The sequence below is a fragment of the Actinophytocola sp. genome, from assembly GCF_036378875.1.
GTDB lineage: Bacteria > Actinomycetota > Actinomycetes > Mycobacteriales > Pseudonocardiaceae > Actinophytocola.
On record NZ_DASUVO010000174.1, the window covers coordinates 162200 to 186277 of the forward strand.

General features: G+C 69.1%; 24 protein-coding genes. 8 read left to right on the forward strand and 16 right to left on the reverse strand.

The window, feature by feature from the left end; translation table 11 throughout:
- Positions 1 to 33: 33 nt before the first annotated feature.
- Positions 34 to 612 (forward strand): TetR/AcrR family transcriptional regulator, encoded by a 579-nt coding sequence (locus VF106_RS49410; RefSeq protein ID WP_330847089.1) that lies wholly within the window; start codon positions 34 to 36, stop codon positions 610 to 612.
- Between the two features lie 283 nt (positions 613 to 895).
- The gene (locus VF106_RS49415; RefSeq protein WP_330847090.1) at positions 896 to 1945 is read left to right on the forward strand and encodes a hypothetical protein; all 1050 of its coding nucleotides are present in this window, start codon (positions 896 to 898) and stop codon (positions 1943 to 1945) included.
- 50 nt (positions 1946 to 1995) lie between these two features.
- Here VF106_RS49415 and VF106_RS49420 read toward each other — a convergent pair whose 3' ends face one another.
- From VF106_RS49420 to VF106_RS49440, 5 genes are all read right to left on the reverse strand, one after another.
- On the reverse strand, positions 1996 to 2571 hold the full coding sequence (locus VF106_RS49420) for a cupredoxin domain-containing protein (protein ID WP_330847091.1): 576 nt from the start codon (positions 2569 to 2571) through the stop codon (positions 1996 to 1998).
- Positions 2568 to 2948, reverse strand: a complete 381-nt coding sequence (locus VF106_RS49425; RefSeq protein WP_330847092.1) for a hypothetical protein — start codon at positions 2946 to 2948, stop codon at positions 2568 to 2570. The genes VF106_RS49420 and VF106_RS49425 overlap by 4 nt, the downstream gene beginning before the upstream one ends.
- 70 nt (positions 2949 to 3018) lie before the next feature.
- Positions 3019 to 3954 carry a cupredoxin domain-containing protein gene (locus VF106_RS49430; protein WP_330847093.1) on the reverse strand — a complete coding sequence of 312 codons (936 nt, stop codon included), beginning with the start codon at positions 3952 to 3954 and terminating at the stop codon, positions 3019 to 3021.
- Positions 3955 to 3977: 23 nt separating this feature from the next.
- The gene (locus tag VF106_RS49435; RefSeq protein ID WP_330847094.1) at positions 3978 to 4892 is read right to left on the reverse strand and encodes a CopD family protein; all 915 of its coding nucleotides are present in this window, start codon (positions 4890 to 4892) and stop codon (positions 3978 to 3980) included.
- Complete coding sequence (locus VF106_RS49440; RefSeq protein WP_330847095.1) at positions 4892 to 5467, reverse strand: hypothetical protein; 576 nt, start codon at positions 5465 to 5467, stop codon at positions 4892 to 4894. The genes VF106_RS49435 and VF106_RS49440 overlap by 1 nt, the downstream gene beginning before the upstream one ends.
- Positions 5468 to 5910: 443 nt before the next feature.
- Between VF106_RS49440 and VF106_RS49445 the strand changes: the two genes are divergently transcribed.
- Both VF106_RS49445 and VF106_RS49450 read left to right on the forward strand, forming a co-directional pair.
- A complete protein-coding gene (locus VF106_RS49445; RefSeq protein ID WP_330847096.1) occupies positions 5911 to 7008 on the forward strand; it encodes a hypothetical protein in 1098 nt (365 codons plus the stop codon).
- A gap of 2 nt (positions 7009 to 7010) precedes the next feature.
- The gene (locus VF106_RS49450; RefSeq protein ID WP_330847097.1) at positions 7011 to 7733 is read left to right on the forward strand and encodes a class F sortase; all 723 of its coding nucleotides are present in this window, start codon (positions 7011 to 7013) and stop codon (positions 7731 to 7733) included.
- A 4-nt stretch (positions 7734 to 7737) separates the two neighbouring features.
- Here the strand turns inward: VF106_RS49450 and VF106_RS49455 are convergent, their stop codons facing one another.
- On the reverse strand, positions 7738 to 8346 hold the full coding sequence (locus tag VF106_RS49455; RefSeq protein WP_330847170.1) for a dihydrofolate reductase family protein: 609 nt from the start codon (positions 8344 to 8346) through the stop codon (positions 7738 to 7740).
- A gap of 2 nt (positions 8347 to 8348) precedes the next feature.
- Positions 8349 to 8927 (reverse strand): TetR/AcrR family transcriptional regulator, encoded by a 579-nt coding sequence (locus tag VF106_RS49460; protein WP_330847098.1) that lies wholly within the window; start codon positions 8925 to 8927, stop codon positions 8349 to 8351.
- Between the two features lie 80 nt (positions 8928 to 9007).
- On the opposite strand from VF106_RS49460, the gene VF106_RS49465 reads away from it, so the two are divergent.
- Positions 9008 to 9457 (forward strand): nuclear transport factor 2 family protein, encoded by a 450-nt coding sequence (locus VF106_RS49465; RefSeq protein WP_330847099.1) that lies wholly within the window; start codon positions 9008 to 9010, stop codon positions 9455 to 9457.
- A 351-nt stretch (positions 9458 to 9808) separates the two neighbouring features.
- Here the strand turns inward: VF106_RS49465 and VF106_RS49470 are convergent, their stop codons facing one another.
- The 4 genes from VF106_RS49470 to VF106_RS49485 all read right to left on the reverse strand — a co-directional run bounded on the left by VF106_RS49470 (position 9809) and on the right by VF106_RS49485 (position 13801).
- Positions 9809 to 10969, reverse strand: a complete 1161-nt coding sequence (locus VF106_RS49470; protein ID WP_330847100.1) for a hypothetical protein — start codon at positions 10967 to 10969, stop codon at positions 9809 to 9811.
- A gap of 154 nt (positions 10970 to 11123) precedes the next feature.
- Positions 11124 to 11651 carry a DUF3455 domain-containing protein gene (locus VF106_RS49475; RefSeq protein ID WP_330847101.1) on the reverse strand — a complete coding sequence of 176 codons (528 nt, stop codon included), beginning with the start codon at positions 11649 to 11651 and terminating at the stop codon, positions 11124 to 11126.
- 163 nt (positions 11652 to 11814) lie between these two features.
- Complete coding sequence (locus VF106_RS49480; RefSeq protein ID WP_330847102.1) at positions 11815 to 13389, reverse strand: monocarboxylic acid transporter; 1575 nt, start codon at positions 13387 to 13389, stop codon at positions 11815 to 11817.
- The gene (locus VF106_RS49485; RefSeq protein WP_330847103.1) at positions 13379 to 13801 is read right to left on the reverse strand and encodes a DUF485 domain-containing protein; all 423 of its coding nucleotides are present in this window, start codon (positions 13799 to 13801) and stop codon (positions 13379 to 13381) included. Before VF106_RS49485 ends, VF106_RS49480 begins: the two co-directional genes overlap by 11 nt.
- Before the next feature lie 279 nt (positions 13802 to 14080).
- On the opposite strand from VF106_RS49485, the gene VF106_RS49490 reads away from it, so the two are divergent.
- Genes VF106_RS49490 through VF106_RS49500 form a run of 3 tightly spaced genes read left to right on the forward strand, consistent with a single transcriptional unit; the run spans position 14081 to position 17530 of the window.
- Positions 14081 to 16576: a sensor histidine kinase gene (locus VF106_RS49490; protein ID WP_330847104.1), complete on the forward strand. Its 2496-nt coding sequence runs from the start codon at positions 14081 to 14083 to the stop codon at positions 16574 to 16576.
- Complete coding sequence (locus VF106_RS49495; RefSeq protein WP_330847105.1) at positions 16573 to 17001, forward strand: roadblock/LC7 domain-containing protein; 429 nt, start codon at positions 16573 to 16575, stop codon at positions 16999 to 17001. The genes VF106_RS49490 and VF106_RS49495 overlap by 4 nt, the downstream gene beginning before the upstream one ends.
- Positions 17002 to 17008: 7 nt before the next feature.
- Positions 17009 to 17530 carry a DUF742 domain-containing protein gene (locus VF106_RS49500; protein WP_330847106.1) on the forward strand — a complete coding sequence of 174 codons (522 nt, stop codon included), beginning with the start codon at positions 17009 to 17011 and terminating at the stop codon, positions 17528 to 17530.
- 255 nt (positions 17531 to 17785) lie between these two features.
- On the opposite strand, the gene VF106_RS49505 is transcribed toward VF106_RS49500, so the two are convergent.
- Genes VF106_RS49505 through VF106_RS49525 form a run of 5 tightly spaced genes read right to left on the reverse strand, consistent with a single transcriptional unit; the run spans position 17786 to position 24039 of the window.
- Positions 17786 to 18694, reverse strand: a complete 909-nt coding sequence (locus VF106_RS49505; protein WP_330847107.1) for an SGNH/GDSL hydrolase family protein — start codon at positions 18692 to 18694, stop codon at positions 17786 to 17788.
- 55 nt (positions 18695 to 18749) lie between these two features.
- Entirely contained in the window at positions 18750 to 19145 is a 396-nt protein-coding gene (locus tag VF106_RS49510) for a DUF6294 family protein (protein WP_330847108.1), read from the reverse strand.
- A 35-nt stretch (positions 19146 to 19180) separates the two neighbouring features.
- Entirely contained in the window at positions 19181 to 20989 is a 1809-nt protein-coding gene (locus tag VF106_RS49515) for a RiPP maturation radical SAM C-methyltransferase (protein WP_330847109.1), read from the reverse strand.
- Positions 20986 to 21258 (reverse strand): hypothetical protein, encoded by a 273-nt coding sequence (locus tag VF106_RS49520; protein WP_330847110.1) that lies wholly within the window; start codon positions 21256 to 21258, stop codon positions 20986 to 20988. Before VF106_RS49520 ends, VF106_RS49515 begins: the two co-directional genes overlap by 4 nt.
- 9 nt (positions 21259 to 21267) lie before the next feature.
- Positions 21268 to 24039, reverse strand: coding sequence for an AfsR/SARP family transcriptional regulator (locus VF106_RS49525; RefSeq protein ID WP_330847111.1), 2772 nt, complete (start codon positions 24037 to 24039; stop codon positions 21268 to 21270).
- Positions 24040 to 24078: the final 39 nt, after the last annotated feature.

Sequence of the window (24078 nt, forward strand, 5' to 3'; positions counted from 1 at the left end):
AACGTCTCGTCTCGCGAGTGCTATGCTCCGGCCATGCCCGATCCCACGCGCCGCAGCGAGCACTCGCGGCAGGCCGTCCTCCAGGCCACCCGCGAACTGATCTCCGAGTTGGGCTACGCCAAGGTCTCGATCGAGGGCATCGCCGCGCGCGCGGGCGTCGGCAAGCAGACGATCTACCGGTGGTGGCGGTCCAAGGGGGCGGTCGTCTTCGACTCGTTCCTCGCGCTGAGCGAGGGCGCGGACGGGATGGCGCTGCCGGACACGGGTGACATCGAGGCCGACCTCAAGGCCGTGATGCGCGCGACCGCCGCCGAGTTCACCGATCCCGCGTTCGAAGCACCGATCCGCGCACTCAACCTGGAGATCGCCGGCGATCCCGAACTGGCCGCCCTGTACCGGGAAAAGCTCGCCGGCCCGGTCGACGAGGCCAAGAAGGAACGACTGCGCAGCGCACAACGAGCCGGACAGTTCGCCGAGGACGCGGACCTGGACCTGGCGCTCGAACTTCTTTACGCGCCCCTGTACCAGCGCTGGCTACTCCGCACGGCACCCATCACCGAGGAGTACGCCGACGCCCTCGTCGACCACCTGCTCAAGGCATTCCGCCCGTAGCCGGAAAAAATTTGATCTCGCGGGCAACCAGTCGGACCGTTCGAGCGTGGGCGTAGGGAACGATCCGCAACGGTGGACATGCGACTGTCCACCGGCGACTACTGGGGAACTGCTGATGAACAAACGACAACTGGGTGTCGTGGCGGCTGCCGCGGCCATCCTCCTAACCGGAGCGGCGACGGCGGGGGCCGAGCCGGACGACCAGCTCAGACCGGTGGCACCGGTCCCTTCTGCGGAGCGTGATTCCGCCGGTGGGGAAAGGGATCGGGCGAGACTGGTCACGATGACACCGCAACGGGTGCTGGACACACGGGACGGCAGAGGCGCGGTGGGACCAGGCGGCACGGTCACAGTGGATCTGTCGGCGCTGACGCCCGCCACCACCACCTCGGTGGTGTTGAACGTGACCGGAACGGAGCCGACCGCTGCCACGTTCGTGACGGTCTACCCGTCGGACGAACCCAAACCCGAGACGTCCAACCTGAACCTGGTGCCAAGACAAACGCGGGCGAACTCGGCGACCGTCGTGTTGAGCGCGGACCGACGCGTGACGCTGCACAACTTCGCGGGCAACACGCACCTGGTCGTGGACCTCGTCGGGTACTACGCGACCGACAAGGGCTCCGGGTTCGAGCCCGCGACTCCGCTCCGGGTGCTGGACACCCGGGTCGGTGCGCCGGTCGGTCCTGGCGGCGTCGTCGACGTTCAACTCGATATGGAGACCTGGAAGCGTCCCAGTGCGGTGGTCCTCAACGTGACCGCGGTGAACGCGACGACGAACACCTTCGTCACGGCGTACACGGCCGGCCAGCCGGCACCGTCCACTTCGAACCTGAACCTCGGCCCCAACGAAGCGGTGCCGAACCAGGTCATCGTGCCCCTCGACGAGAACAAGAAGTTCAGTCTTCGGAACAAGTTCGGCAATGTGCACCTCGTCGTGGACGTGATGGGCTACTACAGCGACTTCGGCTGGGATTTCGTCGCCATGAGCCCGATCCGCTGGATAGACACCCGGCCCTACCACTCCGGGCCGCAGGGTGGCACCGCCGGCGTGTACTTCTACGGGTTCGGGTACGGACGCGGTGTGGAGGCCGTGGCGGCCAACCTGACCGGCACCAACGCCACCGCTTCCCAGTACGTGGTGGCATGGCCGGGTGGCAGCAACCGTCCCAACGCGTCGCAACTGAACGTCGTGCCCGGTCAGACCGTGGCCAACGCGGTCACGGTCGGGGTCAACTACGAACCCACAGCGGGGTACGACACGGTGAACGTCGCCAACAACGCCGGCTACGTCGACCTGATCTTCGACATCGCCGGTTACTTCCGCCCGTAACCGACGCACGCGACGTCGCCCGGGCGCTTACCGCGCCCGGGCGGTGTCGCTCAGGGTTCTGGGCGAGCGTTCATGAGTAGCAGGCACAGGATGGTCACGCCGGCCACCAGGCCAGCCACCAACAGCATCGGGTCCAGTGACGCGGTCATCGCCGCCTGGGCCGGTTGCGCTGTCTGCTGTGCCGGGACCGCGGTCGTGGTGGTCGGTGCCGGCAATGGCGCAGCCGCGGTCTCTTCCGCGGGCGGGGCGACCGTCGTCGTGGTTTCCGGGGCCGGGGCAACGGTTTCCGGGGCGGGGGCCGGCTCAGGAGCCATGACGACGATCTCCGCGCGCATGTCCGGGTGCACGGAGCAGTAGTACGAGTACGTGCCGGGCACGGTGAACGTGAACGACCACGTCTGCCCGGTCTCCAGCAGCGGGGACCGGAACGCGGCCGGGGCGCTCGTGGTCACCACGTCGTGCGGGGCCTGGTCGTGGTTCGTCCAGGTCACCGTGTCGCCGACCTGGATTGTCAGAGACGCCGACGAGTAGGCGTAGTTCTCCATCGCCACGTGTTCGCTCGCGGCCTCGGCACGGGCCGGAGCCAGCAGGAACAACAGGCCGACGATCAACAGAACCCGTTTCATAAGACGAACTCCGCGGCCAGTTCCACCCGCAGGAACCGTCTCGGCAAGCGGCCGGACGCGGTCAGCACGACCGTCTCCTCGTCTGTGTGCACGCTTCTCGCCCGCATGGCCAGTGGCGTGTCCAGGTCAGGAAGGCGCATGCCGAAGTGCGGAGTCTCCGGCACCAGGTCAAGTTCCAGAGTGCTCAGCTCGCCGACCGTCAGCGTGCCGCCGACCGCCTGAGCGCGGCGACGCAGCACTGGCCGGCGCAGCACGCACAGGGCGAACTCCACCACGCACTTGTCCGTGCGCAGGCGGTAGCGTCCCGCCGGCAGATCGCGGGCCGGACGCAGCGTCGCGACGAGCTGGGTGGCGGCTATCTCGATGGTGTCCAACACAGTCCTCTCCCGCGAGGCACAATGGGAGTTGGTGGCCCGGCCGACCTCTCTTCGGCCGGGCCACCACCCGTCAACAGGTCAGCTGCTCCGCGGCGGGCGCCAGCACCTGCTCCAACCACACGGTGTGGGTCAGGATGTACTGGTCGGTCGCCAGGATGTCGTCGACCTGCTGGAGCGGAGAGCGCTCCAGGTGCGCCGCCTCGATGTGCGCGATGATCGGCGCCAGTGTGTCCTTGACGACTTGGTCCGCCGTGCCGTCGTAGACCGGTTTGAGCACCTGCTCCAACCACACGGTGTGCGTCAGGACGTACTGGTCGATCGCCAGGATGTCGGTGACCTGCTCGAACGGCGAGCGCTCGAGGTGGGCCGCCTGCACGTGCGCCATGAACGCGCTCAGCACCTCCGACGACACGCAGCCGCTGCCTTCGCTCGGCGGCGGAGGAGCCGGCGTGTCGCTGCCGCCCTCGACCGTGATCGACGCCTTCATGTCGGGGTGGATCGAGCAGTAGTAGTCGTACGTGCCCGCCACCGTGAAGGTGTAGGTGAACGTGTCGCCCTGGTTCAGTGTCGGCGACGTGAACTTCACCGGGCCGTCGCTCACGACCACGTTGTGCGGCGCGGTGTCATGATTGGTCCAGACCACCGTGTCGCCAACGGAGATCGTCAGGTTGGCCGGACTGAAGGCGTAGTTCATGATGTCGACCGAAGTGGACGACGACGCCGTGGACGACGGCGCCGCGGCCGGTGCGGCAGCGGCCGGCTGAGCCTGCGCGACCCCCGGCAGTGCGACCGCCGGCGCCTCCTCCTGTGCGCCCGCCATCTCGGCGTGCGCCTCGTTCGCCGCGGCCAGGTCCACGTCTGCCGGCCCCGCTGACTTCAGGGCGGACAGGGCGATCAGGAACCCGGCCATGGCCACCAGAGCCAGCAGTGGCAGCAACCTGTTCCGCCGGCGTGGAGCCGGTGGCTCCCGTTCCTCCGCCGGCGTGAGGTTGTCGGATGAGTCCATCCGGTAACTCCTTTCCTTGACGGTCAACGGCCGGGACTGGCCGTGACGAGGAGGCTCGCCGCGACGAGCACGAACACCACGAGGGTCGTCTCGGCGGCGACGGAATAGACGAAAGGACGGACGGTGGCGGCGTCCCCGCGCAGCACGACCGCGAAGTCGAGGCGGTGCGCCACCCAGCTCCGGCTGGCCTGCGCGATCACCAGCACCAGCGCGAAAATCGCCACCTTGACCAGCAGCAGGCGGCCGTAGTCGGTGGCGAACAACGCGCCGACCGAACCGACGAGCTGCCAGGTGAGCACGAGCCCGCCGGTCACGATCAGCGCGACGGACACCATCGCGAGGCGGGAGTAGCGGGGCACGACCGCTGCCAGCTCCTCCGGGCGCCGCCGGGGCAGCAGGCCGAGCAGCAGGACGGCGAGCCCACCGACCCACAAGACGATGCCGGTGAGGTGGAGGATTCCGGCCAGCTGCGCCCAAAGCGGCGTCGGCGCGTCCATTGTGTGCCCGACCATTCCGTTGGTACGCAACAAACCCAGGCCCACCGCGCCGGCGCCGACGCGCCACGCCGCTGACCGCGCGGCGTGCTCGCCACGGCGCAGCAGATCGGTGAGCACGACACCGGCCAGCACCCACAACAGCGCTCTGGCAAACCAGACTCGGCCGAAGTCGAGGTCGAGCACCTGACCGAGCAGGTCGGTGCGGAACGCGTCGCCGAACGGGCGATCGCTCACCCACACACCTTCGAGCCCGATGGCCGCGACCGTCCCCAGTAGACCGAGGAGCCAGCCGGTGACGACCACGCGGCGCGTGCCGATGGCACGGGCGCCCTCCGGCCACAGCAACGCGACGAACGCGAGCCCGCCGAGGAACAGTGCGCCCCCGAAATAGTCGAAACCGCGTGCGAGCACGTATGCCGCACGCTCGACAGTGACCGTCATCAGCGATGCCCGGGCGGCGTGGCGGTCGTCGTGGTCGGTGCCGTGGAGGTCGTCGGCGCCGGGCAGGTGGCGACGAACTGGTCGAGTGGCGTGCCGTCCGGCAGGAGTTCCGGGACGGCCGTGACCGAGGTCAGCCCGGCGACGGGCGCGGCGCCGAGCAGGCCGAGTGCTTCCGTGGCACGGTCGAGCGTGCCGAGGAGCGTGTCGAGTGCCTGTGGCACAAGACCCGGTTCGCACGGCGTGCCCGGCGGTGTCGTGCCCGTCGTCGGCGGCGTGGTGGTCGCGGTCGCGGGCGGGTGCACGGTGTGGTTGGTGCCCGGTGGCCTGTTCGTCGCGGTGGCGACGGGCACCGCGCCAACGGGGTTGCGAGTGGACCCGCCGCTCGCGGGCCGCTTCGTCGTCGTGGGTGCCGGCGCGGTGGCCACCGGCTGGCCGCCGCCGTCCGGCGCGGGTGCCGCGCTCGCCCCGGTACCCGGCCGACTGCCGAGCCCCGACGCGAACCCGACGACGACCACCACCGACCCGACCAGGCTGGCCGCCACGATGTGCTCACGACGCAAAAGTCGCTTCGCCAAGTTGATCCCTCCACATAACGCCGCTTGAGCGTTCCCCGACTGGAACAGATCGAGCGAATGTCCTCGCCAGAACGTGCCGATTCGGCGGGACGGGATTAAGTTGGCAGAAGTACGTGTTACTCGCGGTATCCCGCGAATGACTGCTCAGTTAAACAGATCTCACGACCGTTCGGCGGCTCCCGTGAGGACCATTCGGCGGAACCTGCAATGTTCCGGAAACAGCCACGTCATTTTTCGTGTATTGGGCGGACGTGTTAATTCCGCGAACATTCCGGTCGGCAAATTGCCGTGTTCACGTCGGCCGGTCGTCGCGCTCCGTGATCACACTCGGCCATCCGTTGGTATAGCCGGGTTAACCGGACCCCTCTGGTGGCGGCTTGTCGCGCTGGGGGTCGATCCAGAAGGCTTCCCACGTGCCCTCTGCTTGGGGATTGGGGAAATCCATGTCCAGACGTGTCCGTGCGGGTGTGGTGACCGGCCTGCTGGTCGCCGGGTTCGCGTTCGTCGGGATGCCGAGTGCCGCTGCCGAGGTGCAGCAGGGCATCGGCCACCTGACCAGTCCGGCGCAGCCGTACCTGAACAACCCGGACCCGTCCGACTGGCTCGGCTCCTATGTGGTCAACGGGAAGCAGGTGTTCTGCGTCCAGTTCGCGCACCTCGCGCCGGACAGCAACGAGCAGTACCAGCCCGGCACGCCGCTGAAGACCAAGTGGGGCACCGATCTCCCGCCGGACGTCGCGGCGAACATCTCCTACCTGCTGCTGCGGTACGGCGACACGAAGAGCGCCGACGAGGCCGCCGCGCTCGCGCACCTGTTGCACAGCTGGACCGCGGGCCCGCAGGACCCCGCACAGCTCGCCCCGACCAACGACTTCAGACACATCGCCTACGACGCGCCGTTCCACCTGACGAAGCTGCCGGCCAGCGCGCAGGCGGCCGTGCAGGCCCTTACCGCGGACGCCACCGCCAACCGGGGCCCGTGGACGGCCGAGGTGATCACACCCACCGCGCAACAGACGATCGGGGTCACCGCGGACTGGGGCATCACCGTGAACAACGCGGGCGGCAAGGGAGTCGCCGACGTGCCGGTGAAGGTCAACGCCGTCGACGCCACGTTCACCGACTCCACCGGCGCCCAGGTCTCCACGGGCACGGTGATCACCGGTGCGAGCGGGCCGCTCGTACTGAAGGTCACGCCGACCGGCACCGCACCGAAGATCGACATCCAGCTCGCCAGCCCGGCCGAGGTGCCGGTCGTGCAGCAGGCCGTCGAGATCGACACGCAACGGGTCGTCAGCACCGGCGGCGAGACGCAGCTGACCAAGTCCGGGGAGACGAAGGCGTCACCGCCGCCAACGACCGCCACGCCGCCGCAGGTGCCGAGCAAGATCCCCGCCGGCGCCAGCCCGGACGCGCCGGTCGCGCAGGCGTCCATGGACAGCAAGCTTTCCGGCGGCGCCATCGCCGGCATCCTCGGCGTGCTCGTCCTGGCCGGACTGGTGATGTGGCAGCTGGTGCTGCGCAAGCGCGAGCGGGTCTGACCGTGCCCGGCCGTCACCGGACACCGCGCCGGCTGTCGCGGCTGGTCGCGGTGCCGGCGACGGCGGGTGCCGTGCTGATCGCCGCGACGGTCGCGGTGGCCGGCGGGTCCGATGCGGTCACGGGGACGCCGTCGGCGGCGGCCGACACCGTGGACCGGCCGTCGAATCGGTCCTTCAAACCAGCGAAACCAAGCCCATTGCCGAACACCACGACCACGACCCCACCCGCGCCTCCCCCACCGCCAGCGCCGCCGGCCGCCGAGCCGGAGGAGGAAGCGCCGCCACCGGCCCAGCCGGCCAACACCGTGCGACTGGCCCACGGCGGCACGGCCACGTTGGTACCCAAGGAAGTCGTCGACGGCGTGCTGCCCGTGCCGGACGGGGTCCGCGAGGCGGCGTGGTGGGGCGCGCCCCTCGACGCGGCGAACGGCGCGACGGTGTTCGCGGGACACGTGAACTGGCGCGGCGCGACCGGCCCGTTCGCCGAGCTGTGGCAGGCGAAGGTCGGCGACCTGGTGACCGTGGTGGACAAGGACGGTGGCGTGCACCAGTTCCGCGTGCGGCAGCTGGTGACCGTCCACAAGAACGACCTGCCGAGCCGCGCACAGGAGCTGTTCGGCCAGGACGGTCCACACCGCCTGGCCCTCGTCACGTGCGGCGGCCGCTGGGTCGGCGGCAGCGACGGCTACGAGGAGAACCGCGTGGTAATAGCCGACCGAGCCTAGAAACTCAGGAGAGCACGCGGTAGGTCACGTGCGTGACCGAGCTTGCCGCTCGCGACTCCACCTGCTCGAGGTTCAGTGGTGGGACACCGTCGAACAGCCGCGTGCCCGCGCCGATCGTGAACGGTACGAAGTGCAGCCGCAGCTCGTCGATCAGGCCCGCCGCGAGGTACTGGTTGACGGTTGTCACGCCGCCATGGATCGAGATGTCGCCGTCCCCGGCCGCTTCGCGCGCGCGTGCGAACGCGGCTTCGATCCCGTCGGTGACGAAGTGGAACGTCGTGCCGCCGTCCATCGGCTGCGGGTCGCGCGGGTGATGGGTGAGCACGAAGACCGGCCCGTGGTAAGGCGGATTGTCGCCCCACCAGCCGTTCCACTGCCGGTCCCACTCACCACGCACCGGGCCGAACATGTTGCGCCCCATGATGAATGCCTTCGCCGTCATCATTCGGGCGAACTCGGCCGGATGCACCTCGGGGCCTTCGGCGAACCAGGCGTGCAGCTTGTCGCCCCAGCCGTCGCCGCCATCGTCGCCGAACGGGCGCTGCTCGGTCTGGTTGAGCCCGGCCGCGTACCCGTCGAGCGAGATCGACAGGTCACAGGTCACCTTGCCCATAGTCATTTCTCTGTCCCCTCTCGTGGCGCGAGGCCGTCGAAGACGATGGAAAGCACCCGGTCCTTCAGGCCCGCGTGCGCGGCGGTTCGCGAGGTGGCGACCAGCAAGGCGTAGACCTCCGGCAGTTCCACGTCGTCGCGGACGGCGCCGGCCTGCTGGGCATGCTGGAGAAGTGCGCCGACGGCTCGGCGCAGTCCGTTCGAGGCCTGCGCGGCCTCGCCGTCGCTGTCGCCGCCGGCGTCGAGCAACGCCTCGCCGATGGCGATCTTCGTGGTCGCGTCGGCGACGAGGTGGCGAAAGAAATCGAAGAACGCGATGCCGGGATCCGTGGTGTCGAGCAACGCCTCGGCCTGCTCGCGGAGACGGTCGAACCGCCGGACGAGAACGGCCTGCAGCAGCGCCGCCTTCGTGGGGAAGTGGCGGAAGACCGTGGCGATGCCGACCCCGGCCAGGCGGGCAACCTCCTCCGTCGACGCCGACTCGCCGCCCTTGCCGAAGACCTCCTCGGCGATGTCCAGAATGCGGCCACGGTTGGCCCGCGCGTCGACGCGTTGCGCCCGCCCGCTGCTCGAAGTACCCATCGCCCCTTCGCTTGATATCCGGAGTCACGACTCCATATAATCCGGAGTCGTCACTTCGGATCGTACTCGGGGAGAGCTCCATGGCCAGAAGCCCGCGGGAAGTCCTTCTCGCACTCGTGCACGGGGTCGCGGAGGGCCGGTGGGACGAACTTCCCAACCTCTACGCGGAACAGACGCACGTCACACACCCGTTCGACCCGCTACGCGCCCCGGCCCTGCGCACCCGCGAGGAGCTTCGCGAGCACTTCCGGCCGACCGACACCAGCCGTCGGCTACACCGGCGACCGGCCGACATCACCATCCACGAGACCGCCGATCCCGAGATCATCGTCGCCGAGTTCGAGTACCGGGGCACCATCGCCGACACGGGTGAGCCGTTCGCGCAGCCCGCCATCTTCGTGCTCCGCGTACGCGACGGCGAGATCGTCAGCTCCCGCGACTACTTCGACCACCTCACCACCGCCCGAATCCGCGGCCAACTGGACGAACTCGTCGCGGCTGTCAGCGCGACCCCGACCACCTCGACGTAGCACCGTTGGGGGACACGGCGGTGTCCTGAACGACGCGATCGGGACGTTCAACGACACGAGCGCGTCTTTCGGGACACCGCCCGCAGCGTGAACACGCCATTCGTGCGCGGCCGGCACGCTTGAGCGGTGCGAGGAAGGACGCCTTCCTCACGCTGGCGGTGAAGAAGGACACCTTCCTCGCACGGCTGCCCGCCGAAGTCGCCACCACCCCGTGACGTCAGGCGGTTTCGGGCGCTTCGCGCCCGAAACCGCGCAGCGGGCCCAACGAGCCGCACCCTGGCGCACCGCAAGCCATCAAGACCATCGGTGGGCTCAAACGTCCCCAGGTGCCCCTCAGGACATCCGTGCCGGCTATGCGCACACGCTCTGGGTGCTGTTGACCAGTGTGTTGTTGCGGAAGACCGTGTTGGTGCCGCACGGGCTCTCGCGGATCGTCTGGTTCGTCACCCGCAGGTTCTGGACGTAGATGTCGGCGTTGTTGGGGAACTCGGTGCGGGCCGCGAGGCGGATCTCGCCGCCGCCCGTGATCGTGCCGCTCTGGCCGGCGATCGTGACGTTGTAGCAGTTCTCGATCAGGATCGCGTTGTTGCCGGTGTTCGCGATGTCGACGCGGTCGATGACCATGCCGCCGCTCTCCGAGACGCAGAAGATGCCACGGCCGCCGCCGCGGGCGCGGACCGTGCCGACTCGGATGTTGGTCGGGTAGCTGCTGCCGACGCGGCCGTTGCGGTTGGCGACCCGGAACGCCGCGTACCCGGTGCCGGCGCCCGCGTTCTCCGCGTCCACCGTGCCGACCGTGGCGTTGATGGTGTCGTTGAGCAGCAGTCCGGAGTCCCGCGTGTTGCGTGCCGTGACCGTGCCGATGGTGAGGCCGTCCACGCCGTAGGTCTCCACCCCGTGGGTGCCGCTGCCGGACACGAACACGTTGTCGATGCGGATGTTGCGGCTGCGCACGCTCGTGTCGCCGCGGTTGTCGACACGGATGCCGAGGCCGCCGGACAGGCGCATGTCGATCTCGCCGAGGATCACGTTGTTGACGTTGCGCATGAAGATGCCGTACAGCGGGGCGCCGGTCAGGTACAGGTGCTGCACCTCGACGTCCCGCGTGCCCCGCGAGTACACCGGCGCCTGGTCACCGGAACCGGAACCGGTCACGTTGATCGTGCCGCACGCGTCCAGCACGGTGTAGCTGGGCAAGGAGATCCGCGAGCCCGCGCTGATCGTGCCGCCCTGCCAGACCACCACCCGCTCCTTGGCCGTGCGACCTGGGGTGAGGCTGTTCACCGCGGCCTGCACGGCCGCGCGCATGTCGCTTCCCGTGTAGACGGTCGAACCGCCTCGGCGGGCGGTCCATGTGCCGCCGTTCAGGTACGCCTCCGCGTGGAAGGTCCCGCTGCCGCAGGTCGCGGCGATCTCCGTGTCGTCCGCAGAAGCCGCCGGCACCGTGACGAGACCGCCGGCCAAGGCCAGGACGACAGCCGCTGACGCGCGGCGAAATGAGGTTCGAGGCATCGTTGCCACTCTCCGTTGAATGGGCCGCCATGCTTTCCCTCCGGCTGCAGGAAAGCGTTTGCCTCCAGCAGGGTAAGGGCGGAGCGTGACGGCCGTCAACGGTAAGTGATTTGTGAGCGCTCCCAACAGGCGTTTTCGGGAGCGCTCACAAGTGTCAGGCGGCGACCCAGAAGGTGTAGTCGGCGGTGTAGGGCACCGACGCGGTGGCGCCCTCGGTGCACGCCCCGGTCGGGGCGACTCCGCCGGTCGTGTTCAGGCGCTGGATGAAAGTGACGCGCGCGAACAGCCCTGGCCCCCGGTTACCGGTCGCCTTGAGCAGCAGCTGCGGGATGGTGTTCGGCACCGGCGAGTTGGCCTGCGCGGCGGCGGTCACCGAGCTCCCGTCCCGCACCGACGTCCACACCGGACCCTTGCTGTGCAGCACCTCGGGCCGGCCGTGGTACCGCAGAATGGCGTCCGGCTGCAGGAAGACCCAGGCCCCGCCCGTGCACTGGTAGGTCTGCACGCCGTTCGCCGGCATGACGGCGATCTTCTTGTTGCCGGCTGGCACCTTGATCACGTCCGGTACCTGTGACCGCTGTGCGGCCGGCACGTCCTCCATCGCGCCGGCCGGCACAGCCGCTCCCCCAACCCCCACCGCCGCTAACGCCGCGACGGCCAGTCCAGCTATGACCCGTCTCATGTGTACGCACTCCATGTTCGGATTGGTGCCGGCACGCGCCGGCACCCTCGGAGACGAACTGGCCAGGCCACCTGTTCACACCGTTATCCGCTTGTTGCTGATCCACTTCAGACACGACGAAGGGCGCCTTCCTCGGCGGGAAGGCGCCCTTCGGGGCATGGAGTCAGCCGATGGTCGCGCCGATGCCGGTCACCGAGCGGACCTCCAGCTCGTCGGAGCGGTCCTGGTCGGCGCGGTCGCGGCTGAGGACCGTGCCGAGGAAGCCCAGCAGGAACGACAGCGGGATCGACACGATGCCCGGGTTGCTCAGCGGGAACAGGCTGAAGTCGACGCCCTTGATGATCGAGTTTGGACCACCGGAGAACACCGGCGAGAACACGATCAGCAGGAGGCACGTGCCGAGCCCGCCGTACATGGAGAACAGCGTGCCGGTGGTGTTGAACCGCTTCCAGAACAGTGTGTACAGGATGGTCGGCAGGTTCGCCGACGCGGCGATCGCGAACGCGAGCGCCACCAGCGAGGCCACGTTCTGTCCGATGGCGAGGATGCCGCCTGCGATGGACAGGCAGCCGATGACCACCGCGGTGATGCGTGCCACCCGCAGCTCCGAACCCGGGGCGGGACGGCCGTGCTTGAGCACGTTCGCGTACACGTCGTGGGCGAACGAGGCGGACGCGGTCAGGGTGAGACCGGCCACGACCGCCAGGATGGTGGTGAACGCCACTGCCGCGACGATCGCCAGCAGGATCGGGCCGCCCACCTCGAAGGCCAGCAGCGGCACCGCGGAGTTCTCCTTGCCCGGGGCCGACACGATCGTCTCGGACCCCACGATCGCGCTGGCGCCGTACCCGATGATCAGCGTGGACAGGTAGAACAGGACCATCGCCCAGATCGCGGACAGCACGGACCGGCGGGCCTGGTAGGCGTTCGGCACCGTGTAGAACCGCATGAGGACGTGCGGGAGCGCGCCCGCCCCGAGCACCAGCGCCAGTGACAGCGACACGAAGTCGAGCTTGGTCGTGTCGGTCTTGCCGTACTGGGCGCCCGGCTGGAGCACGGCGTCACCGAGCGAGTTGTTCTCGGCGGCCCGGTCCAGCAGGTTGCCAAGGCTGAACCCGAACTTGCCGAGCAGGAACACGGTCATCAGCAGCACGCAGACCAGCAGCAGGCTGGCCTTGATGATCTGCACCCAGGTGGTGCCCTTCATGCCGCCGACCAGCACGTAGAAGATCATGACCGCGCCGACGGCGATGATCACCAGCGCCTGGCCGCCGCCCGAGCGCACGTCCAGGAGCAGCGAGATCAGCACGCCGGCGCCCGCCATCTGCGCGAGCAGGTAGAACGCCGAGATCACCAGGGTCGAGTTGGCCGCCGCCGCGCGGACCGGCCGCTGCCTCATCCGGAAGCTGACGACGTCACCCATCGTGAACCTGCCCACGTTGCGGAAGCGCTCCGCGATGAGCAGCAGCGGCACCAGCCAGGCGACGAGGAATCCGATCGAGTAAAGAAAGCCGTCATAACCGTGTACCGCGATAGCGCCGGAGACGCCGAGAAATGACGCGGCGGAAAGGTAGTCGCCGGAAAGCGCGACACCGTTCTGCACACCGGAGAACGCGCCGCCGGCCGCATAGTAGTCGGCGGTCGTGACGTTTCGGCTACTTACCCGGTATACGACGAAAAGGGTGACCGCGACGATCACCATGAAGATGCTGACGTTCAGCAGCGGCTCACCGGTCATGATCGTTCTCCCCGGCCATCGCGCGCAGCCTTTCGATCTCCGGGTCCACCTTCGTCCTGGCGAAACGCGCGTACCACAACATGATCACGACCGTGACCACGAACTGGGACAGCCCGAGCAGGAGCGCGACGGTGACGCTGCCGACCACCCGATGGGACATGAAGTCGTGCGCGTACGCCGCGAGCAGCACGTATGTCATGTACCAGGTGAAGAAGAGCACACTCGCGGGCACCACGAACCGCGTCAGTCGACTCTGGACACGAACGAAATCGGGATGATCACGCAGTGTCGCGTAGTCGAGTCCACCTTTCCCAGATTCTGGGAGATCACCCGAGAAAACGTCCTCCCCCGACTCGAAGGCGACATACCGCCCCGTCTCCGGCGCACGCGCGAAGGAGGGTGGGTGAGTCATACGGGATTCCCTTCACGAGCAAATGGGTGGCGACACAGTGATGCGCCGTCGGAAGCGTAACCACCGGACGCGCAGAGTCAAGTCCCCTGTAGCGTGAAACTTTCGACATAGAACATGATCTAGAAAACTGCTGTCCTTGATCGTGTTAGCAACAGAGCGTGCTCAGTCGGTGGCGTAAACGGAGCTTGAACATTGCGCCAGGCGATCCCTAAATTAACTGGGATTGTCGGGCCGGCCGGGCGTGCCCGAGAGCCAAATCCCTGTGTGAGGTGCGAACTCGTGAGCTCGGTCGAGGAGACTGGCCCCGACCACACCGGCCGTCGCGGAACGTGGTGGTCGGCTGTCGTCCAGTGGCGTAACTGGCCGCTGCTGGTGAAGCTGGGCGTGGTGCTCGTCGTTCCGGTGGTCAGTGCGTTGGTCCTTGGCGTGCTCAAGGTGAAGGCGGACGTCGACCTCGCCGAGTCGTACACGGCCACCGAGCGGGTCGCGGAGCTGCGTGCCCAGTTCGAGCCGGTGCTGGCCGGCGTCGAGCGGGAGCGCGCCGAGGCCCTGCGCGCCGGCGGGCAGTTCGACGAGGCCGTCAAGGCCACGGACAAGGCCGTCGCCGACCTCAGGGAGATCATCCGCGACAACCCGGACCTCGGCGCCGCGGAGTCCGGCTACGCCGCGGTCACCCGCGCGCTCAACTCGCTGCCGGCGGCCCGCAACCAGGTGACCGTCGAGTCCGGTGACGCGCTGGTCGTTCTGAGCGCCTATAACGCTGTGATCAACACCGTGCTCGAGTTCGACCGCTCTCTCGTCGGCCGCTTCCCCGACGAGAACCTGGCGAGTACGTCCATCGCGCTGAGCGAGCTGCTCGGCATGCGTGACCAGGTCACATTGCGGCAGGCGATCGGGAACCTGGCGCTGCGTGACCGCTTTCTGCCGAACGCCGCGCGGCAGCTGCTGATCGAGACGGACGTGCGGCTCGACGACAAGCTCGACGACTTCCGTTCGCAGGCCCCGTCGGCGCTGGAGGCCCGCTACGAGGACGCCGCCGCGGCTGACAGCATCGCGGACTTCCAGCAGATGGTGGACGCGGTGCGCACCGTGGACCCGACCGTGCTGCCGTTCAACCAGGAGGAGTGGGACACCGCAGGCGCCGCCAGCGCGACGATGATGTCCGACCTCACCCGCCAGGCCGCGAGCGACCTGCGGACGGACTCGAACGAGCTTTCCGAAAGCATCGGCGACCGCGCCGGTCTCGAGTCGGTTCTGCTGCTGCTGATGGTGCTGCTCGCCGCGGGCGTCGGCGGCGGTCTTGGTCGCTACCTGCTGCGTTCGGTCGGCATGCTGCGCCGCACCGCGCTCGACGTGGCGAACCAGCGGCTGCCGGAGGCGGTCGCGAGCATCCGGGCAGGTGAGGGCGCCAGGGTCGTGATCGAACCGGTGCCGCTGCGGACCACAGAGGAGTTCGGCCAGCTGGCGCGGGCGTTCGACGCCGTGAACGACCAGGCGGTGCGGTCGGCGACCGAGGAAGCGAGCCTGCGCAGCAACCTCGCCAACATCTTCACCAACCTCTCCCGCCGCAGCCAGGGGCTGGTCGAGCGGCAGCTGCGCCTGATGGAGCAGCTGGAGCAGAAGACCGAAGACCCCGAACAGCTCGAGAACCTGTTCAAGATCGACCACCTCGCGACCCGGATGCGGCGCAACAACGAGAACCTGATGGTGCTCTCCGGCACCGGCTTGCTGCGCCGGTTCACCGAGCCGATGCCGCTGCCGGACGTGCTGCGCGCGGCGATCTCCGAGGTGGAGCACTACCAGCGGGCCGTCGTGCGGTCCGTGCCCGAGGTCCGGGTCGCCGGCTACGCGGCGGGCGACCTGATCCGCTCGGTCTCCGAGCTGATCGAGAACGCCACCGCGTTCTCCCCGCCGGAGGCCCAGGTCGTGGTCAACAGCCGGATGCTGGAGGACGGCTCCGCGGTGATCGACATCCTCGACGAGGGCGTCGGCATGAGCGACGCGGACCTGCGGGACGTCAACGAGCGCATCGCCGGTGGCGGCGGCGTCGACGTGCCGATCTCCCGGCAGATGGGCCTGTTCGTGGTCGGCCGCCTGACGGCCCGGCACGGCATCGGGGTGCGCCTGATGCGCCGCGGGGAGGCCGGGTTGTGCGTGTCCGTCACGGTCCCGCCCGGCCTGGTCACGGTGGCGCCGGGGCAGACAGTCACACCCTCCGCGCCGGCCGAGACGACCTCGGTGCCGGCAGTCGACTGGCCGGTCGAGATCCCGGGGGCGGCCGAGGCGACGACGCGGTTCCAGCCGGTCAGCCCGGTCCTGGTGGGCGCGAGCCACTCCCCCGCGGAGGCGTTCGAGCCGGCGGCGGTATCCAGCCGCCTCGAGACAGCGGGTATCGTTGTGTCACTGCCGGAACTGCCGCCGGCGACCACGCCCGCATCGATCCTGTTCGCCGCGAGCACCCCGGTCGAGGACAGCGGCGGCGAGGAAGCGGCAGGAAGCCAGGAACCGCGGCGCGGTTTCACGTGGCTGCAGACATCGGCCGACGGTGGCAGCGAGGACGCTGCCGAGTCGGCGCCCCAAGCGCCGGTGGTGACCACCGGCCCGGCCGGGTTACCCAAGAGAGTGCCGAAGGGACAGCTGCGCGCGCCCGCGCGTGGGCAGCAGCCCCAACAGCCTGCGACCACACGTAACGCCGCACGGGCCAAGGGTTTCCTGACCGGCTTCCAGGCCGGCATCCGCCAGAGTGAGAATCGCAAAGGGGAGACTGGGTCATGACGGGTGCCCCCAGGTCGGAACAGACCCACCAGGTAGGCCAGTTCGGCTGGCTCGTCAACAACTTCGCGAACAACGTGCCGGGCGTCGCACACGCGGTCGTGGTGTCGGTGGACGGGCTGCTGCTCACGAAGTCGGTCCGCCTCCCGCTCGACCGCGCCGAGCAGATGGCGGCGATCGCCGCCGGTCTCGTCAGCCTCAACCTTGGCGCGGCGAGGCTGCTCGGCGCCGACGAGGTGATCCGGGCGATCGTCGAGATGGACCACGGCGCGCTGCTGCTGACCTCCATCAAGGACGGTTCGTGCCTCGCGGTGCTCGCCTCCAGGACCTGCGACATCGCGCAGGTGGCCTACGAGATGACCGTGCTGGTCGACCAGGTCGGCCAGATCCTCACCCCGCAGCTGCGAGCAGCGCTGGCCGCGGGCTGAGGGTGCCATGAGCGTGGAGGACGGGCCCGAGTCCGCGGAGGGAACCTTCGCGGATGTGTTCAACGGGCTCATGGGCGTCAGCAAGCCACGCAAACGGCCTCATGCCCGCCAGGAGCCCCGGCCGCCACGACACCAGCAACAACCGCAGCCGGAGCCACCGCCGGAGGAAACGTACGAGGAGAACGCCGCGAGCGTCCGCGCCTACGCGTGGACCGGCGGCCGAACCAGAGCCGACGCCAAGCTGGAGATCGAGACCCTGATCTCGACCACCCAGCGCGCCGAGGAAACCCTGCACACCATGCGCAGCGAACACCAGGCGGTGGCCCGCCTGTGCCGCAACGCCACCTCGGTCGCCGAGATCGGCGCCCTGCTGTCCCTACCGCTCGGCGTGGTCCGCGTGCTGCTCAACGACATGGCCGAACTCGGCTTCGTCACCGTGCACAACAACGAACAGACCACCGCCGACGGCGCACCCGACATGGACCTGCTCAAACGCGTACTGCGCGGTCTCACGAACCTGCGCACCTGAACTCCCTGAAGGGCACCTTCCTCGCCGGTGCCCTTCAGGGTGCTCGCGCAGCGCGTTCGTGCTGTCCCAAGGGTGCCCCTGGAGACGCAGAACCCGGATCCACCGATGATCATGCTGCCCGCGCGGTGGATCCGACGGGCGAAGCCCGCTTCGCGGGCGGTGTCCCGCGCGCTGTCCCGCGCGCTGTCCCGAAAGACGCTTTCAGGTCGTTGAACATCATCAGCGCGTCTTTCGAGACATCTCGGGCCGCGACCGTCAGTGCTGCAGTTTGCGCTGGATCAGGTCGGCCAGTGCGCTCTGGCCCGTGGCGTTCAGGTGCAGCACCGCTTCCTGGCCTTCCTGGCCGGGGGCGAGTGCGTCGAAGCCGCGGTAGAAGGGTGCGCCCGCCTCGCACAGGGAGTGGCCGGCGAAGGTCGGATCAAGGACGACCGAGTCCACGTACGGGCTGACGAACGTCGCGCGTGACTGGCGTGCGGTCTGGCGCAGGGTCGCGTCGAGAGCGCTCGCGAGCCTGTTGCCGTCGGCCCGTTCCTGGCTGGTGAAGAACGTCGGGCCGCAGATCGGGTCCAGCGGCACGTTCGGTGCGTTGTCGCCCGCCGTGAGCTGGCTGCCGTAGCCCGTCATCACGATCTTCGCCCACGGGCTGCGGGCGCGGATCTCGCCGAGCAGCGTGGTCACGTTCTGGGCCATGGCCGGCAGCTTGTCCAGCTCAGCCTGTGTTGGCGCACCGCTGCAGTCGGCGGCGATGCACAACCCGCCGTACGCGGCGAAGTCGATGTCGTTGGTGCCGATGCTGAGGAACACCACGTGCGTGTCCCTGCGTAGTGCGTCCAGCTGCGGTGCCTCGCCCTTGAACGGCTGGCTGAGGTTCGCGGTCGCGGCCCCGCTGCAGGTGACGTTCGTGAACGACACCGACGCGCCGTCGGCCCGCAGCCGGGCGACGAGCGTCTCCGAGTACGAGTTCGCGCTGCGCCAGCACCCGCCCGCGACGCCGGTGCCGCCGAGGTAGGCGCCCGCGCCGGTGCCCGAACCGTAGGAGTCGCCCAGCGCGACGACGTTCACCGTGCCCCTCGTCGTCTCGGCCTGCGCGGATGCGGCGCCTACCCCGATCCCGCACACCGCCAGCGCGGCGGCCACGAACGATCTCGCGATCTTGCTCTGCACGAAAGAACCCCCAATACCCCATGGATGGTGTGAACGCTTTCGATCATGGCACAAGTCAGCAGCTCGAGTGCATCTTCAGCGCGGTGAGTTCGGGCAGGAGGTACTCGTCGAAGGTCGCCCACGCGCGGAAGCGGTAACGTTCGGCGCGGCTGGGCATGTGTCGCACGAACTTGCGGCGGTCTCCCTCGACGGGGTGTTCGGTCGTGAGCGAGCCCAGGACGGCGCCGTCGCGGCCCAGGAGGTCGACGTGCCAGATCACCCACGCGTTGTCGTCGGTGCCGCCGGTGACCGTGGCGTCGAACGTGGCGGTGCCGTCGGGGCAGAGTGTCCACTTCGCACCGTCGAACATCGTGCAGTCACCTCTCCTGATCAGGCTCCACGTGAACCGCAACGGGATCCATCCGGTCAGGCGTTCGGGGGTGCTGCTCGCTGTCTCGATGATGATGGCCATGCCTTCCGGATGCGCCGGCCGGCCGGTTGATACCGTCAGCGCCCCGGGGTGGCGGGTAGTGCGAGTGCGAGCGCCAGGTCGGCGTCGAGGAACATGAGGCCGCGTTCGGCGAAGCGGCGGAACACGGCTGTCACCGCCGCCACCGGCACGTCAAGGCCCAGCTCACGGTGCACGCCAGCGGCCGTGCGTGGACGTTCCACGCACGCCAGGTAGATCGCGGCCAGTGTGTCGTGGAACGTGTACGTGCCTTGCCTTTCCGGCCGGCCGTCGTAGATCTGCAGGAAGCCGGGCGCGGCGCGGTACACCAGCACGGGCGGCTCGTCAGCGGCCCATAGCTTCGACCACTGCGCGACCGCGTCACCCAACGCCTGGTAGGCCGTGGGGTCGAGGGCCTCTTCCAGTTCGTAGTCGAAGAAGTAGGCGACGCGTTCGATGTCCGTTGTGGACGGATAGACCTGCCGGTAGCTGGCTTCCGGTCGGCGCCACCGCATCGGGAAGCGGGTGAACAGCGGGCTGAACCTCTCCAGCCAGATCCGGTTCGCGCCTGCGGGTGGTTGCAGATGGGTCAGGTGCGGGACGGCGGCCGCCTGTGTGGCGTAGTCCTCTTCGGTCTCGCCCGGGAAGCCCCACAGGATGTTCCAGCCGACGCCGATCCCGTAGTACCGGGCCCACCGCAGGAGGTTGACGTTCTGCGCGGCCCGAACTCCCTTGTCCCTCAACGAGAGCACGTGGGAGCTGAGCGACTCGAGGCCGGGTTGCAGCTGGGTGACCCCCGCCGCCGCCAGCGCCTTCAACTGGGCGCGGGTCAGGTTCGCCTTGACCTCGTAGAAGATCTGGTAGTCCCGGTGGTGCTCGGTGAGCGCCGGCAACAACTCCTTGAGGTAGCGGGGATCGAGGATGTTGTCGACGGCGTCGAAGCGGAACGTGCGGTGCCGTCGGGACTGCCCGTCCAGCTCGGCGAGCACGCGCGTCGGCGACTTGGCGCGGAAGGACATCGTGGTCCCGTTGAGTCCGCAGAAGGTGCAGTGGTGCTTGGCACCCCACCAGCAGCCACGCGCGGACTCGAACGGCAGCGCGACATGCGACACCGGCAGCCCCAACGACGCCGCGCGCTCGAAGTACTCGCCGTAGTCCGGCGCGGGCAGGTCGTCGAGCCCGGTGAACGGCGCGGCGGGCGGGGTGGCGACCACCCGGTCACCGACCCGCCTGGCGACACCCGGTATGTCGAACGGGTCCTCGCCGGCCGCCAGCGCGGCGAGCAGGCGTGGGAACGCGACGTCGCCCTCACCGACGACGGCGAAGTCCACGCAGTGGACCGACCTGACCAGCTCCAGGCCCATCCCACCGTCGAGGTTGGCGCCGCCGAACACCGTCAGGATGTTGGGGTAGAGCCGTTTCAGCCGCCGCGCGAGCGCGAACGACGCCGTGTTCTGTTGGAACGTCGAGCTGAACCCGACCAGCCGCGCCCCGGCGAACTCGTCGAGCAGGGAGTCCAGGAACGCCGGGACGTCGTGCTCGCGGATGGACAGCAGCCGCTCCCGCGTGCACTCCAAATAGGACAGTTCGGCGCCAAGTTCGTCGAGCAGCTCGCCATTCGGATCCGGCGCGGCGGCACCGAAAGCCTCGACGGAGAACAACCAGTCGCCGAGTTGCCGGCCGCGGTGCTCGGCCAGCAGCCGGTACAGGTCGATGCCGATCCGCGTCGCGAAGTCCAGGCTCGCATGGAGGGTGCGCACGGGAAACCCGTGCGCCTCCCCGATCGCCTTGAGCAGTCCCAGCTGGATCGACGGCCGATCCACCTGCTGGAACGGCATCGACACGAGAACGGCCGGCAGGCCGGTCATTTGATCAATCTGTCATCGCGCAGCATGCCCTTGATCAGCCGAGGTATGACGACCGCCTGGTCCTGGCCGTAGGCAAGGATCATGTCAGCCTCCCCTGCCTTGAAACATCCGTCGAACCCGAGCGTGAGGGACGGCTCGTCGGCCACCGCCCGCCAGGCGAGTTTGAAGGCGGCGTCGAGCAGCGCCGCCTGCCTCGGCGACAGACTTTCCTTGAACGTGTCGACCTTGTCGCAGAACTCCTTGACTTCGGCATCACTGATGTCCGCCATGGCGCACTCCTAACTGGTTGACTGTCTACTGTTGACCTCGGCGAGCCTTGCTCTGACCTCGTCGGCTTCCGGGTGGGCGAGCTGGACGAGGATGTCGTGGGCGCGCTGCCAACCGGCACGGGCCGAGCCGTCGTCGCCCAGACCGTGATGGACGTCGGCGAGGTCGATCAACACGCGTGCCTCGGTGACGGAAACCCCCTGACGGCGCAGCAGATCCACCGCTGCCTCGTAGCAGGCGATCGCCTTGGCCCTCTCACCGAGTTCCTTGTGGGCACGGCCGAGGCTGTGCCAGGTGTGCGCGGCGCCGGTGTGGTCGCCGAGCTGTGTCTGCAGTTCCAGAGCCTGCTGGCAGTACTCGATGGCGGTCGTCTGTTCGCCGAGTAGCGCGTGGAACCAGCCGATCGCGTTGAGCGCCTTCGCCTGCCCGGCCTGGTGTTCGGTGGCGCGGAACAGCTCAAGTGTCCGCTCGGCGTGCGTGAGCGCGTCGGCGATCTCGCCCTGCCGGTCGAGCATCCAGGCCAGGGAGAGGTGCACGTAGGCCTGGCCGACGACGTCGTCCGTCGACTGGTACAGGTCAAGTGCCGCCTGGAGGGCACGGGCTGCGTCGGCGTGCCGGCCGAACCAGATGTAGGTGCGGCCGAGTTGGCAGTGCGCGAAGGCCTGCATGCGTTCGTCGCCGAGCCGGCGGGCGGCGGCCAGCGCCACCGACAGCACGTCCAGGTCGTCGTGCCAATGTCCCTGCATCTCGAGGAAGAGATGCGTCCAGCGGACGAGGTCGCACACCTCGGGATCGAACCTGGGGTCCTGGCGGACGGCCATGAGCAGGACGTGGTGCTCGGTCGTGAACCAGGCAACGGCCTGCTGGTGGTGCAGGATCGGCTCGGACTCGGCACCAAGCGGGAGCGGGGTGAGCGGGGGCGGCACCTCGCGACGCGGTCCGAGGAAACCGTCCGCGTGGTAGGCGGTGTGGGAGTAGTGGCCGAGCAGGCGGCGGACGGCGCTCTCCCGCTCGTCCGGGGTCTCGTCCACTTCGGCCAGTTCCGCGGCGTAGGCCCGCAGGAGGTCATGGCAGGCGTAGCGGCCGGGGGCCGGCTCCGCGATCAGGTGGGCCTGGGCGAGTTCGGCCAGCAGCTGGCGCGTCGCCCCTGCGGGCCGGGCGGCGAGGCTGGCCGCGGCGCGGATGCCGATGTCCGGACCGGAATGCAGGCCGAGGAGGCGGAACAGGCGGGCGGCCGCCGGGGTCAGGCGGAGGTAGGACCACGAGAACACGGCACGCGGGTCGGTGGCGGGGTCGGCGCCGGCGAACTCGTCGAGGCTGCCGCGGGCGTCCCGCAGCTGGCCGGCGAGGGCGGCCAGGCTGAACCTCGGATGCGTGGCGGCGCGGGCGGCGACCACGGCCAGTGCCAGCGGCAGGCGGGCGCACAGGTCGACGATCTCGTCGACGGTTCCTGGCTCGGCGGCAAGGCGTTCGGCGCCGAGGCGGGCACGGAGCATGGCGCGGGACTCGTCGTCGTCGAGCAGGTCCACGCCGACCGGGTGCGCGCCGGCGGCGGTCAGGCCCGTGAGCTGGTTGCGGCTGGTCACGAGCACCATGCAGCCGGGCGCGCCGGGCAGGAGTGGACGCACCTGCTCGGCGTCACGCGCGTTGTCCAGCACGACCAGCACCCGCCGCCCGGCAAGAAGACTGCGGTACCGGCCGGCCTGCGCGTCGAGGCTCGTCGGGATCCGGTTGGGTGGCACGTCCAGCGCCTCGAGGAAACCCCGCAACGCCTCGGCCGGGGTCACCGGTGAGCCGGTCGGGTCGAAGCCACGCAGGTTCACGTACAGCTGGCCGTCGGGGAACCGGGTGGCGGCCGTGTGTGCCCAGTGGACGGCCAATGTGGTCTTGCCGACGCCCGCTGTCCCGGACAGGACGACGACCGGCGTGGTCGTCGGGTGATCGGCGAGCAGACCGTCCACACGGTGCAGTTCGGCCGCGCGGCCCGAAAAGCCGGGGATGTCGGCCGGCAGCTGCGCCGGGGTGGTCGTGGGAGCGGGCCGGCGGGTGGCCGGCAGCTCGCCACGCAGGAGAGCGGCATGCAGGGCCTGGAGTTCGGTCCCGGGGTCGGCGCCCAGCTCGTCGGCGAGCCGCTGGCGGACCGCGGCGTAGCGGTCGATGGCCTCGGCGTCCCTGCCGGCGGTGTGCAGTGCCCGCATCAGCAGTGCTTCCAACGGTTCCACGAGCGGATGCTCGCCGACCAGATCGGCGATCGTGTCGATCACCCGTTCCGGGTGACCCAGCCGAAGCTCCAGCTCGCCCCACTGGACGGCCGCGTCGAGCCGCCGCCGCTGCCAGGTTCCGCGCAGCTGGTCGGCCCAGTCGCTTGTGATCCCGGCGAGCGGCGTGCCGTCCCACATGCGCAGCGCCTCGGTCAGCGCGGCCGCCCGGTCGGCGTCGGACAGACCGCTGTCCTTTCCGCGCTCGGCAAGGCGACCGAACCGGTGCAGGTCGACCGTGTCCGGATCGGCCTCCAACACGTAACCGGCGGGCCGCCGGACGAGGTCCGTTTCCTCGGCCTGCCGGAATAACTGGCGAATCCGGCTCACGTGTGAATAAAGAACGTTACGCGCCTGTTCCGGGGGATTGTCACCCCAAACCCGGTCGACGAGTGTTTCGATGGGCACCGGCCGTCCGATGTCGACGGCGAGCGCGGCGAGCACGGCCTGCTGCCGCGGTGTTCCGACATCGAGAAGCCGTCCCGCTACCTGTAGCCGGACCTCCCCGAACAGCCGGAACTCCAATCGGCATCCTCCTGGCCGTCGACGGGACTGGAACGATGC